This window comes from uncultured Tateyamaria sp. (assembly GCF_947496075.1).
In the GTDB taxonomy this organism is placed as follows: domain Bacteria; phylum Pseudomonadota; class Alphaproteobacteria; order Rhodobacterales; family Rhodobacteraceae; genus Tateyamaria.
In genome coordinates, this window is the sequence record NZ_CANMBJ010000004.1 from 934,584 (window position 1) to 946,702 (window position 12,119).

At 53.8% G+C, this 12,119-nt stretch carries 13 protein-coding genes; 7 read left to right on the forward strand and 6 right to left on the reverse strand.

The features are described from left to right. Positions 1-395 precede the first annotated feature (395 nt). Both Q1A51_RS16985 and Q1A51_RS16990 read left to right on the forward strand, forming a co-directional pair. Complete coding sequence (locus Q1A51_RS16985; RefSeq protein ID WP_299601025.1) at positions 396-1,388, forward strand: hypothetical protein; 993 nt, start codon at positions 396-398, stop codon at positions 1,386-1,388. 322 nt (positions 1,389-1,710) lie between these two features. Further along, positions 1,711-2,151 carry a hypothetical protein gene (locus tag Q1A51_RS16990; RefSeq protein ID WP_299601027.1) on the forward strand — a complete coding sequence of 147 codons (441 nt, stop codon included), beginning with the start codon at positions 1,711-1,713 and terminating at the stop codon, positions 2,149-2,151. Positions 2,152-2,416: 265 nt separating this feature from the next. Here the strand turns inward: Q1A51_RS16990 and Q1A51_RS16995 are convergent, their stop codons facing one another. The 6 genes from Q1A51_RS16995 to Q1A51_RS17020 form a co-directional block, all read right to left on the reverse strand. After that, complete coding sequence (locus Q1A51_RS16995; protein WP_299601029.1) at positions 2,417-4,570, reverse strand: AAA family ATPase; 2,154 nt, start codon at positions 4,568-4,570, stop codon at positions 2,417-2,419. 829 nt (positions 4,571-5,399) lie between these two features. Next, positions 5,400-6,128: a hypothetical protein gene (locus tag Q1A51_RS17000; protein WP_299601031.1), complete on the reverse strand. Its 729-nt coding sequence runs from the start codon at positions 6,126-6,128 to the stop codon at positions 5,400-5,402. 76 nt (positions 6,129-6,204) lie between these two features. Further along, a complete protein-coding gene (locus Q1A51_RS17005; protein WP_299601033.1) occupies positions 6,205-7,524 on the reverse strand; it encodes a site-specific integrase in 1,320 nt (439 codons plus the stop codon). After that, the gene (locus tag Q1A51_RS17010) at positions 7,514-7,849 is read right to left on the reverse strand and encodes a hypothetical protein (RefSeq protein WP_299601035.1); all 336 of its coding nucleotides are present in this window, start codon (positions 7,847-7,849) and stop codon (positions 7,514-7,516) included. The genes Q1A51_RS17005 and Q1A51_RS17010 overlap by 11 nt, the downstream gene beginning before the upstream one ends. A 308-nt stretch (positions 7,850-8,157) precedes the next feature. Next, positions 8,158-8,451 (reverse strand): RNA 2'-phosphotransferase, encoded by a 294-nt coding sequence (locus Q1A51_RS17015; RefSeq protein ID WP_299601038.1) that lies wholly within the window; start codon positions 8,449-8,451, stop codon positions 8,158-8,160. Between the two features lie 262 nt (positions 8,452-8,713). Beyond that, the gene (locus tag Q1A51_RS17020) at positions 8,714-9,007 is read right to left on the reverse strand and encodes a hypothetical protein (RefSeq protein WP_299671416.1); all 294 of its coding nucleotides are present in this window, start codon (positions 9,005-9,007) and stop codon (positions 8,714-8,716) included. Positions 9,008-9,060: 53 nt separating this feature from the next. Here Q1A51_RS17020 and Q1A51_RS17025 point away from each other — a divergent pair, with 53 nt between their 5' ends. The 5 genes from Q1A51_RS17025 to Q1A51_RS17045 all read left to right on the forward strand — a co-directional run. Further along, positions 9,061-9,936: a HAMP domain-containing sensor histidine kinase gene (locus Q1A51_RS17025; RefSeq protein WP_299601041.1), complete on the forward strand. Its 876-nt coding sequence runs from the start codon at positions 9,061-9,063 to the stop codon at positions 9,934-9,936. Between the two features lie 86 nt (positions 9,937-10,022). Next, positions 10,023-10,235, forward strand: a complete 213-nt coding sequence (locus Q1A51_RS17030; RefSeq protein WP_299601042.1) for a hypothetical protein — start codon at positions 10,023-10,025, stop codon at positions 10,233-10,235. A gap of 27 nt (positions 10,236-10,262) precedes the next feature. Further along, positions 10,263-10,451, forward strand: a complete 189-nt coding sequence (locus Q1A51_RS17035; RefSeq protein ID WP_299601043.1) for a hypothetical protein — start codon at positions 10,263-10,265, stop codon at positions 10,449-10,451. A gap of 175 nt (positions 10,452-10,626) precedes the next feature. After that, positions 10,627-10,905 (forward strand): hypothetical protein, encoded by a 279-nt coding sequence (locus tag Q1A51_RS17040; protein WP_299601044.1) that lies wholly within the window; start codon positions 10,627-10,629, stop codon positions 10,903-10,905. A 531-nt stretch (positions 10,906-11,436) separates the two neighbouring features. After that, on the forward strand, positions 11,437-12,119 hold a 683-nt coding region (locus Q1A51_RS17045; protein WP_299601045.1), incomplete at its 3' end, for a Calx-beta domain-containing protein.

Here is a 12,119-nt window from a genome sequence, read left to right on the forward strand (position 1 = left end):
AACTGCTCCCAACAGATGGATGCTATGCGGCGATACTGACAAGGACAAGGACAATCAGAATCCACTGGAAGCATCCGTTCGCTGCAGGCGCGAAGCGACCCTCTGGGCGGGCAGATTGCGAACCTTCGTTGTAGTCGCTTAGTCTCAGGCCTGGCTTTTCTGATCAGACATTAATCGACGCCAACGCTACAAAACTCACGTTAAAGGTCTACATTCATGAAAATCCCACGATCGCACGACGGTTAGCACTAGTGACTGAGTGTAGATAAATTGCATTCATCTAAGCCGGGCCGGTTCGCAACTCGGTATTCCCAAGTGCAAGCACTAGAAGAACGCGGCATCCAGAATAGAATGCGCCTTAAAGTGACTAATGCACTGCAATAGGCTAAGCAAGTATGACTCTAATCGTTGCGCGCGTCGAAAATGGCTGTCTGTCGATAGCCGCTGACACAATGTTAACTGAGCATGGGATGTCGCTGCCCATTCGGGAAGGTGTCCTGAAGTCAGTCTGTTTGAATTCTGGAACCTGCGTTTCCTTCAGCGGATCACCCGAACTCGCTATGGCTTCCATTCGTGAGTTCAGGACTTCTTTTCCACTGGGCGCAAACTTTGCAACTACCATCAGCTTTTTTGAGAATTCGAGCAACAACACAGCTAATGACTATATTGTTGCGTTTGCAAGCCCAGCCAAAATTGTGACGATTCGCGACGGGTCACGCACTCACAGTTCTGCAAAAACGCATTGGATCGGGGACAAAAACGCTTACGAACGGTTTCGAGAAATCGAGCACCAACAACGCCGCCGACACGAGCACGGCCAAGCGATCAGCGCCGTACTGTTCGCGGACGAAAACTCCGGATCACCTGCAAGTAGTCTCTATTCTGCGATGAGGAATGTAGTTCTCGATAGTGATGTGCCGTCGGTAGGCGGCTTCGTAACAGTCTTGAGCAACCGGGGCAGCGGTTTTCGATTTTCGGTTTACAGCGACATTCTGTTAGATTGGCCACTTGAATTTGACGAACACCGGACTTTGCAACCAACTGATCCGATAGATCTTAGCGCCACCGGACAGAATGCGGGTTACTCTGTTAGCCAGATATCTTCAGGCTATTGCAATTTGAACGTTGTGGCATTCTATTTGCTTAAAGGGCAGATTCTGTTTGTTTTCCATGAGATGGATGACAATGGGAAATCCAGCGGTTGTTGGGAAAATATCGAGCCCAATCAGATTGCAGACACACTAGATTCGGCACTGGATTTACCCTTCAGGGCCATGTGCCTAGTTATTTCTGCGCCTGATGGAATTCAACCTTCAAGACCTCGAGAGAACTCGAATGATGGGGTCGGTTTGTGTTTCCAATGCGAGGTCAACACCATGTCGAGATGATAGAGCGACCAACACTACCGCAAAGTGCAACGGTGCGAAGTAATGATTGGTTCGGATTTGTTGTGCATCGGCGATTGCTGTCATGATGAAAGCACGCAATGGACTTCAAGCTGGTGACTGCTCTCGTAGCAACTAGGTAGTAGGGCAATGGCGCTAAGTGCTACACAGGTGCCACTCGCGCAAGCTGCACAAAGTCTGCTCTCCGCGCATTCCGACTTGTGCAAATGCAGCGCCATTGCTGGCCACTTTCGAGTCTTGATAGTCCAACACTTATTCTCTGTGCCGGTCTGTCCACCCATGCCGATCCGGCGTAGTGACAGGAATGCGTTTTCTAGCCTTATCCATTTGCTGCTTCGCCATCCTCTGGACAATCGCCGCTTCCTTCGACCCGTTTTTGAACGATTCAGTGCGCGTCTTTAAGTTGATCGATGTCACTGACAGATCTGGTGGCCTGCCAGACAAGCAGCCAGGCTTGGTAACCGAGTACCGGACCTCGGGAACCAGTGTTTTGTCGAAGACCTGGCTTGGTGTCACCGAGTATCGCGATTGCAAGGTTTTCGATTTGCGTAATTGGTCGTGCAGGCTCAATGACGGGTCCGGCGTGTTCAGAATGTCAGAAGGAACGTACTCAGACAGCTATTCGATTGATGGGGCATATTCTGCGATGCAACTCGAATTCTTCATCTACGCTTGTCGTTGGGCGCTCCAAGGCGGTTTCGTTAATGGGCTTTTCGCCTGCGCGGTCGGGCCATTCGTAACCTGAGTTCAGAAACGTTGGATTTCACAGGGGGTTTGCGCGCGACGCAGACTGCGGGGGATTGCGGAGTGCGGTCGGTGGCAGAATGTTATGCCGCCATACCCCCCGCACTCCCCCATACCCCCTGCACTACCAGTGCGGGGGTGCGGGAGTGGGAGTTACGCTGTCTTCGGATGAACTGCGGTTTACTGCGGATAAGTGCGGATTACCAAGGTGATCTTTGGCAGCGCCGTTAACAAAAACCCGATTGGTTTTCGATTTTTGGAACATCTCAGAGAATGCTGCCCATCGGATCAACTGGGCCAACATTAATGAATGGGACGTCTTTGCCGTTCTCACGTGCGATAAATTCGGCAAGATATCCTGCCGCGGTCCAGACCTTTTGCAAGTGCTTTGCGCGGGATTTATCGTGGGCGTCTTCAGCGTCCCAGCCCAATCGGTCGGCAATCAGCTTGCCCACCCATGCTTCCGCTCTGTGGTCTTTTCGCAGAAGGTTGGGCGCTGCTTCTATCGCGGCCCGAACCTTGGCCGCGTTCTCCGGAGTGTCATCGACGTTCATGTCTGGGGCCGCCCACCTTTGGACTGCCGCAACCGAATATCCGGCGGGTGTTCGTACAGATTGGCGTTTGAACCACGCATTGTGCTCTGAAGTTGGGGGCGCGAGGTTGCTTTCTGCATCGGCGACACGGAAAAAGTACCGGTGATCTCTCACCCCTAGATGGGCAGCCTCTTTCTCCGTCATCGGTGCAAGAATTCTGCTGAACCTTGCGACGCCTCGTAAAGCTGAGCCACCGCGCATGTCGTCAATGTTTAGGTCGAAACCCCTCTGGGGTTTTCGAGTATGATGGACCAGTCCGATGGCCACATTGTGCGTCGATGCGAACCGGCGAAATCGACCGCCCAACATCCGGAAGACTTCATTGGTTTCCGGACTTTGGGAAAGGTCCTGCAAAGGATCGAGAACTATGACATCGGGCTTTTGCGCTGTAACAAAGTCACCCAACCCGGCGAAAGCATCCTCATTGATTTGTACGGTGCTGTCCCCGGAAATCAGGTGAAAGTCGCTCGTTACACCAGAGACTATGTATAGCCTGCCAGCAATCGCACTTTGGGCGATGTCGTAGTGGGTCAGCACAGCTGAAACCCGGGAATTCAATGTGTCCTGGTCGTCCTCTTTGTTGAAGTAGACGACCTTCAGTGGCTCTTGCGGTTCCTCGGTCAGAAACCCCTGACCGGTGGCCATGTCGACCGCTTCGGCGATCGAAAGGAATGATTTTCCGACTTTAGGCGGCGCTGCGGTAACTGATACGTATCCGCGGGCGAAGAAGCTATTGTATAGAAAACTAGGCTTGGGGATCGATGTCAGGTCACGTTCCCGCCATGGATTATCAAACAGCGAACAAACGGCTGATCGCTTGCGCTCAGCTATCCCCGCGGGGGCGAGATGTGCGTTGGCCGGCTGATTGCTTACAAAGCCGAATTCTTCTTCAGCACTGGGTCTAGGCGGCGGCAACGATCTACTGAACGTTCTCCGCATCTGGCGTTCTTTTCCGTTTTGCCAGTCTGAGACTGCAGCACTGGGTTGCTCATACGCATGGCAAAGCGCATGCACGACCTCAGAAAAGTTGAAACCATCGCGCGCAAGGTGGCCAATGACGGCAAAGTCGAGCCCTGAGCGGCTTTGGTCTTCAAGGCCGGTTTTGTCGCCATCCCACCGGCGAGCAAAATCATCGTCACTGTTTTTAAGGTTACTAATTCGTCGCCGTACTTGAGCGTCATCGACTTCTTCTAGCGGTCCGTCCCATTGCGCAGCCGAAGAGTGCTTTTTCGACGATCCCGCGACGGAAAAAATACGGGCACGCATCAATGGTGCGGCATTGATCTGTGACGGACTGCCTTGGATCTGGTTGCCGGTGAACGTGAAAAACTTGCCGTTGGTTCCGCTGTGCCCAAAGCCGTTTTTCTCACTGCCTGCGTCATCAAGGCCGTCGCCAATTGGTGCGGCCCATGCGCGAAGACCTGTCCCACTCGGGGAGATTTCTACATAGGTTTCCGGGTTGGTGAACAATTCTTTAACGCAGTTCGCTATCTTTCCATCTTCTACGCAGTTGTCAAAATCGTAACCGCGCATCGCAGCCCCAACCCTGGGAAAATATCCAACACCAAAGATATCGCCATCTGACATCATTTGGGCGACTTCAAGAGCCTTCAAAATATTGTCGAAATTCATGTCTGCAGCGACGTTGCGATCAGCGGGGCAGCCACTCTTCCAAGGGATCTTTGCCAGCTTGCCGTCAGGTCTCAGTTCTTCTTTCCAGATTAGCCAGTTCTTCTCGGAACAGGCTGCGTCCCAGACCGGACCCGATGGCAATCGGTCAAGTGTCAGCCGCCCGATCGACTTGGGAACTGTATTGGCCATCGCCATTGATCACCCTTTAGATTTTCGAGAGTTTGGCGCCAGGGCGCACACCGCTGTTGCGCTTACCCAGCCTGGCTTTGAAGCCATTTTTGATATGCGGAAACGGAATATCGCACACTTGTGGGTCCGAGTCGGATGAATGGCGGGCCCTTTTCCGCTGAGCGCCACCTAGACAGTGTGATCAGGCTCACGCCCATGATTTCTGCCAGTTGCTGGGAGGTCATCAAACGATCTGGGTTGTCCGCTTTCATGCTAGTCTGTCCTCTCGTTTTCAATGGGCACAATGCGCGACTTCGCCCATGCAAGTGCGTTGTCCCTTGGGAAGAATACGCATCCATCGGCGACAAAATGCGCGGGCAAGCGGTCTTGGGTTCTACTCAAAACGAGGTCCTCGAACTGAAACCCGAAACGTCGTGCGAATTCAGACGCGGGATACAATCGCGGATCATCGAGAAGGTACGAATTGGATTGGAGGCTTCGTAGCCGTTCTATTTCCCTCGACAGGCGCGCATAATGTCCCCGGCCAGCGTAACCTGCACGCAGGGACCCATCTTCGGCTAACACCATGGGCACCATCGCCGTTTGGTCCAAAATCAATGCGAAAAACTCGTCGAAGGGCGCACTGATGTAACGACGGAACTCGGCAAGACTGACCCAGCAGTCCAGTACCACAGGGGCTTGGCCCTGACTTCTGCTAGCTACGTCGAGCCAAGTTTCTGTCTCTTGTAGTTTGAACACGTGATGCGCTCCGACATGTTAAAGTTAGACGGAGCATGGGCAGACACAAACCGCTGAGTCTTCCTCTGAGTTTCCCAATTCAAAAGGGGAGCAGGGGCTAGCGGTTTGTTTTTGAACGCATTTGGGCTTGTTGAGCCAAATGTGCGAGCTGATCGCGATCTTTAAGAAGTGCTTCGAATTTCTGGATTTGCTTCAGAGCGAAGGGGGAAAGTTCAGTGGCACCAGAGTCCACTGCCACTAGTCTAGCTTGCTCTCCAAGCTTAAGCGCGGCATCCTTTGTCCCCCCAAATCCACCCAAACGGCTTAGTTGAGCGATGTATCCTTCTGCTGTCTTCGGACTCACTGCCAGACCGTGTTCGGACAGCATGTCGACCGCTGAGTTGAAAGAAATGCTGTAACGACCCTGCAGGAAACCTATCAGCTCCAAAATCTCGCTCTTTGAGCTTACAACCCTTACACTCGGCGGCCTTTGTCCTCTTTTTCCGCTGGGCATCGGGTCCAGAAATCCGCTCTCACCGAAGTCTTCGGCGGTGCGCTCGAACAACGAAATGTACAGCTTCACTAGTACCTTCCATGCGTCTGACCCCCTTGGGAAAAGGTCGACCATGGTCGAACAAGCGTCTCTTAATAGTGACCATTCACGAAGCTGCACGTTTGTCTCTTCATCCCCGCTAACGGTGAACTTCGCCGCAAGCGCAGCGTCTATATCAAGCTCTTTCGTCAGCTGCTTCCAGAGCTTGATCTTTTCGTTTTCGTGGTTGGCGCGCCTGATCTTTCGAACCGTCTCAAATGCGACGTCTTCGGTAGGCTTTTTGTTTTCGTTCATATGACTCTCATCTTGATGAGTGCTTTCGCTTCATGCCTCCGAAGTGACCGGTGGATGCCGCTTTACAGGCCGCCCACTAGACGGCCGGTTCTTCAGCGCTGTCGGCGCGTCCTATCTGAACGACGTTTTTGCCAGCATCTGGGTCAAGAATGCTGCTGACGTGCAGCGCCCAACGTTCCGCGGCTTCCCTTCTTTCGCCCAACCTAGGTTCCCTGTCATAAACCGCGATCAGAGTTTCGGGCCGATGGTTCAGCATGATTTCCGCGACTTCCGGATTTACGCCCAGGCGGGTCAAACCAGACCGGAAAGTGCGCCGCAAATCGTGCAATGTCCAATGCTCGATTTCGCTGTTATCGGGAAAAACCGCGCCTAAGGCGTCACGCAGCTTCGCGGTCAATTTTGACCATCCTGACATTGGCGTTTTTCCGTTGGTCGAGAAGACCCATGGGCAGTCACCCACCACTCGCGGCGCGGACTGGATTGCATCAACTACAGCTTTCGGTAGCGGGACCTCGTGTGCAACGCCATTTTTTGTCTCGCTTTTTGGTATGCGCCAAAGCCCTTCAGCTAAGTCCAGGTCTTCCCAGCGCATGCGCGCTGTCTCAGTCTTGCGCTGCCCGGTCAAGATCAGCACGCGCAGTAAAGCCCCGAATGCTGGGTTCACTTCCTCGCTCTTTGTGGCTGACCAGATTGCGATCAACTCACTTTCGCGGAGTTCCCGGCCGGGCTGTTGCAGGCGCTGTTCGCGTGTCTTCCGAGCCGCACGATATCCTTGAAGAGGGTTTGCGCTGATCATGCCCTGATCGGCGCACCATTTCAGGAACGTCGAAGCGTTACTGCGCAGTGCTTTGGCAGCCCCTGGGAACCCAATACCTCCGTCTGGTCGCGGTTTAGTCTCCAAGAGCGTCACAGCTTCTACGACTGAGCGGCGATCGACGTCATGCAGTGGCACGTCACCGACATGGCCTAGAAGGTGAAGGTTCAGAGAAGACGATACAGACTTTCGGTCTTTCACGCCCCTGCGTTCTTGGTCAGCGCTGTAGCGTTCAAGCGCTGTCGATAACGTCAACTTTGGCTTCTTCGCCTCCAGTTGCGCCAACCGTCGTTCTTCTACGGGATCGCGACCTTTGAGCACTGCTCCGCGGATCTCCAAAGCCGCTTCCCGTGCGTCTTCTAGGCGCAGAGATTCGACTTTCCCAAGGGTTATGCGCCTCGCCGTACCGCTGCGACCATAGCCGCTGCGGTAGCTGACGATATAGGACTTCACGCCGCTTGGCAGACAGCGGACTCCTAACCCAAGCACTTCAGTGTCCCACAAGGTCGCTTCCCCAGTCGGCGGAGTGGAGAATTGTCGAATTCGCTCTTTGGTCAGTTTGACTTTTGCCTTAGCCGACATGATTCGAAATCGACTGGTCACCCGAACGCTGTGAGAACTTTAGAGCAGCCAAGTCCCACTTATCCGCGAGGTCTTCGGCGGCGCGCAGCGGGAGTACATTGTGACCCGTAAGGGCTGCAATAAGATCATTCGCAAGTTTGCCATCAGTTTGGACCATGCCTTGATCGTAGCTTGCAATCTCATCTGCGAAGAGGTGTTCGGGTGCGTCAAGCATCATAGTCAGCCCAGTTGATAGAGCTGGGTGATTGATACGGCAGGCAAGCGTTTTGCCGTCTTGCTTTAGTGTGGTCAGTTGGGTCGGATTGGCCAAAGTCTGACAGTCCATTTCATATCCTTCGCATTAAATTTGGTATCACCAAGGTAGCACCAATATGACGCAAACAAAACAGTTCCGATGCGATCTGATGAGATGATTTCCTTTAAGTATATAAAATAAATCAATAAAATATGCCGTATGCGATGTGTTGATGTGATGTGGTGTAATAGAGCACGTTTCTTTTAATCAGTGGGTCGCAGGTTCGAACCCTGCACGGCTCACCACTGAAATCAGTGTGAGATGACACGTAGTTTGTCTCTTTTTTCGGAAAACCTGAACAGAGCGAACTTAAAACAGCGGACTCACAGGGGATCAGGTCAGCCCAAATCTACATGAATAGAATGACCTTGAGCAGCCCTGATCCGCAGGCCATCCTCAGACAGAGTGAAACGCTTTTTGTCGCTGCTCTCGACCAGTTGAAAGAGTTCACCGCGGCTGAGCTTTCTGTTGGCTTTTTTCAACTTTCGCGGCAGGTCATCAACACGAACCCAACCATGCTTATCAAGCTGAAGACCGATCTCTTCTGGTTTTTGCCGAAGCACTAAGCTCAAGAATTCGCTTTCTCTACTCATACCCAATCCGCAGGGGCGCGGTTTGTCGTTGGCTATCACGAATACAGCCTTCGAGAAAACGATTGGCTTGCTCTACATCCACCCTCACATCATTGAGAGCAGCCCAAGCCCGACCTTGGTCACCAAGGCATCATGCTGCTGTCGCAGCCCGTTTTCCGGACATTCGCCGCAAGCGCAACATCTCAAGGTTTGCGAACTCACAAAACGCCGGACAAAACAGCCGTTTTGATTCCTAGTCTTTGTTAAGCTCAAGACCCGTGGGTAGGCCGCCCATACTACTAAGGTTGTTCTCTTCCCAGTATTACTGGATACCATCTGGTCCCTTGTTGCCGTGCCAGTTTTCTATCGCGGTACGCTCTCCCTTGTAGTCAAATAGAGGCACACCGTAGCCACAAGATGTTTGTACGAGATCAAATCTCAACTTCATGATCTGTCTTGTACCAAAAGGTGTAGTGCCACCGTAGTATTGTGAAATCAGCCCCTCAAATTCCGCGCTGTGCCAACCCATCGAGGTGCCATTTCCATACAGTCGCATGATTTGCGGCGGGCCAGAGAACGAGCAAAACATGACAGTTAGGCGATCGTCAGCGAGCATATATGCAGCGGTTTCATTGCCACTGCCAGTCCTGTCCAACAGGCACACGCGTGATGATGGCCGTGCCGCTTGAAGACAGCGAGGAAGTGCTGGCCGGCATTCTGTGGACTACGACGGCGCTGGTCATTGCGATCAGTTTGACGATTGGACTCTTTGCGGGCGCGCTCGTGCAGCGTCGATTGGCTCGGATTGATGGGGCGCTCACCCGCCTTGCGGCTGGTGATCTTTCAGCCCGCACTGGGAATACCCGGTCCCGCGATGATCTCGACGATATCGCACGTCAATTGGACCGCGCTGCCGGAGAGTTAGAGAGCCTCGTGGCTCAAACCCGCAACCTCAGCGCCAGTCTGGCCCATGATTTGCGCACTCCTCTGGCCCGCCTGCGGTCGCGGTTGGAGATGCTGCCGGAGGAAAAAGAGCGCGAGGATGCGCTGGAGGAAGCACAACGTTTGTCCGAGATCTTTGACGCTATAATGCGCGTGGCCCGGATTGAGGCCGCTCAAGGGCAGGACGGGTTTGAGACGGTGCAATTGGGTGAGCTTGTCGCAGAGTTGGAAGAGATATCTGGTCCGGTTGTCGAAGATGAGGGCAAGGAACTGATGGTCGCAGCATCAGACTCGGGCCGCGTTCAGGCGGACAAGCAGATGCTGGTGCAGGCGCTCGCAAACCTGATCCAGAACGCGCTTGTTCATGGTGGGAATGAGATCACCCTGATTGCTAATGGCGAAGCTGTGGGTGTGGCCGACGATGCTGCTGGCGTTGATCCAGAGTATTATGACGAGATCATCAAACCAATGGAACGATTGGATCAATCGCGGCGGAGTGAGGGTATCGGCTTGGGCTCGCCCTTGTCCGCGCCGTGGCTGACCGGCATGGGGCGAACCTGTTGCTGGGGCCACAAAATGGGGGTGACGATCGCCCTGGCCTGAAGGTCGTCTTGAAGTTTGCAGATTTGTAAAGTTCTGGTCAGGCACCGGTAAAACCCGCTCTCCATATCAGTGTCATCGAAATAAGCATGACACTGGAGACTGACATGAACGCCCTCATCACCAAGACAAAATCCGCCCTATCTGCCGCTGCCCTTTTTGCCTTTGGCGCTGCGATGGCTGGCCTCGGGCTTGCGGCCGTCAGCCTGCTGGCCATCTTCGCCATCGGCGCGGCGATTCTGACTACCCCATTTCTTGCGATTACGCAGCCGACTGAAGAAGACACCGCTGCAGCTGCCTAAGCCGATAACTGCACAAGGACACCCGACATGACGCAGACTGCGCAACCGCATGGGTTCGTCACGAAGACCGTTCATTGGCTGTCAGCTGGTTTAATCGGCTACGGTTGTCTGAAAGGCCTCGACAACGTCTCGCAACTGGCCAATACGGCACTCTTCCAGTTTGAGGTGGTCTTTGCGTTGGCTCTGGCTGCGTTGTTTGTCCTGCGCCTGTTCTGAACCAAACGCATCGCCGCTGAATCACGACTGCCCGAGGCAGCACCACATTGGGAACACCTTGCCTCGCGGGCCGTCCAAATCGGCTTTACGTAGGCGTATTCGGGATTGTCCTGACCGGCCCGTGAATTGCTTTGAGCTATGCATCCCAGTTCTGAGTGGCGTCTTTCTGACGGTGATGATCGGGGCACATCAAGCTGTGCTGACGATCACGCCCCTCTTGCTAATGGCCCACATTCCACGCGATCCGGCACAAGATCGCGCGCTGGACAGCATGACTGGGCGCTTGCCGCTACAGGAGAGTAGAGGCCGCCGCTCAACGGTAAGCAGAACTCCCGGCCCAAAGGAGACGTCCGTCAATCTGACTGACGCTGCAGCGCGTCTTCTCGACATTGAAGTTGGTTTGATGATGCTGCGCTGTGGCCCGTCGAAGCTGCAACCGTTTGAGCTAATGTGATGCGAATGGCCGCAGAGCAAGAGAACTCTTATCGGTCTGATGCCAGCCTCAATGAGCCGATAGTGCGCGAGAAGTTGCATATAATTTGTGCACGGAACAAAAATGTGAAAGCATACAGTCCGCGATTAACCAATGCATTTACCTATTGAACAAAGATGTTCTCGGGCGCCCATCTCGCTCAATCCGTGATAGAATACCATCCGCGCAGCCAACACCTAGCTTTGACCCAATAAGCTCATAATTACCTATTCTATTGGTCTTTATTTAAAAGCCAACGTCTCGAAAGATTCAACCAATACACGCATTCGTCGGAGAGCGATCTAAGGAAAACGATAGGAGTAAAGCAAGAATCTCACACGAAATATTCTATTTTTCCGGTAACACTGTCCCAAGATAGAAAGCCGGTAAAGTTAAAACACTTTACAACTCTCATTTTATTTCAAAAAGTGAAGAGATGGTTTTGCCTTATCCTGCAAGCCACCGAATTTTGAAGAATACTATAACCATCACATATTGATATTTGGAAAAAATATGCTGCCAGAGATACTTGTTTTGCCGTCTGTCGTCATCGAAGGGACCAGCACGATTGTGTTTGAGGTGCGGTTGTCGGAGGCGTCGCTGTCGGACATCACGGTGCAGTACCGGGCGGTGCAGGACGGCACGGCCCTGGTGGGGCGCGGCGATGTGAGCGGCACCTCGGCCGAAGACACCTTTACCCTGACCATCCCCGCGGGCAGCACCCAGGCCGAGATCGCCTACAGCATCAACGGCAACGACCTGGACGAGTTCGACGAGAACTTCACCCTGGAACTCAGCGATCCGGTCAACGCCATCCTGTCGGGCGGTGAACCGGTGCTGACGGCGACGGGTGTGATCCTCGACAGCGATGGCGGCCAGAACCTGGCCCTCTTTGTCTCCGACCCGCTGGTCTTCGAGACCGATACCGGCGGCCAGCAGGCCGTGTTCGAGATCCGCCTCTCCCAACCCTTCGACCAGAGCATCACGCTCAACTACAGCACCGCCGACGGCACCGCACTGGCTGGCGAAGACTATGTGGCCACCTCAGGCTCCGTCACCTTCGCCCCAGGCCAAACCGTCGCCTCCGTCGCCGTCGATATCATCGGCGACACCATCAATGAGATCCTCGAGACCTTCTCCCTCGTCGTAACCCCCACCGCCCCCATCGCCAACGGGGTCGACGACGCCACCGGCGT

Excerpts from the sequence above, each read along its gene's own strand:
- Q1A51_RS16985 (WP_299601025.1), top strand. The coding sequence starts at position 396 with ATGACTCTAATCGTTGCGCGCGTCGAAAATGGCTGTCTGTCGATAGCC.
- Q1A51_RS16990 (WP_299601027.1), top strand. The coding sequence starts at position 1,711 with ATGCGTTTTCTAGCCTTATCCATTTGCTGCTTCGCCATCCTCTGGACA.
- Q1A51_RS16995 (WP_299601029.1), bottom strand. The coding sequence starts at position 4,570 with ATGGCGATGGCCAATACAGTTCCCAAGTCGATCGGGCGGCTGACACTT.
- Q1A51_RS17000 (WP_299601031.1), bottom strand. The coding sequence starts at position 6,128 with ATGAACGAAAACAAAAAGCCTACCGAAGACGTCGCATTTGAGACGGTT.
- Q1A51_RS17005 (WP_299601033.1), bottom strand. The coding sequence starts at position 7,524 with ATGTCGGCTAAGGCAAAAGTCAAACTGACCAAAGAGCGAATTCGACAA.
- Q1A51_RS17010 (WP_299601035.1), bottom strand. The coding sequence starts at position 7,849 with ATGGACTGTCAGACTTTGGCCAATCCGACCCAACTGACCACACTAAAG.
- Q1A51_RS17020 (WP_299671416.1), bottom strand. The coding sequence starts at position 9,007 with ATGCTCGCTGACGATCGCCTAACTGTCATGTTTTGCTCGTTCTCTGGC.
- Q1A51_RS17025 (WP_299601041.1), top strand. The coding sequence starts at position 9,061 with ATGATGGCCGTGCCGCTTGAAGACAGCGAGGAAGTGCTGGCCGGCATT.
- Q1A51_RS17030 (WP_299601042.1), top strand. The coding sequence starts at position 10,023 with ATGACACTGGAGACTGACATGAACGCCCTCATCACCAAGACAAAATCC.
- Q1A51_RS17035 (WP_299601043.1), top strand. The coding sequence starts at position 10,263 with ATGACGCAGACTGCGCAACCGCATGGGTTCGTCACGAAGACCGTTCAT.
- Q1A51_RS17040 (WP_299601044.1), top strand. The coding sequence starts at position 10,627 with ATGATCGGGGCACATCAAGCTGTGCTGACGATCACGCCCCTCTTGCTA.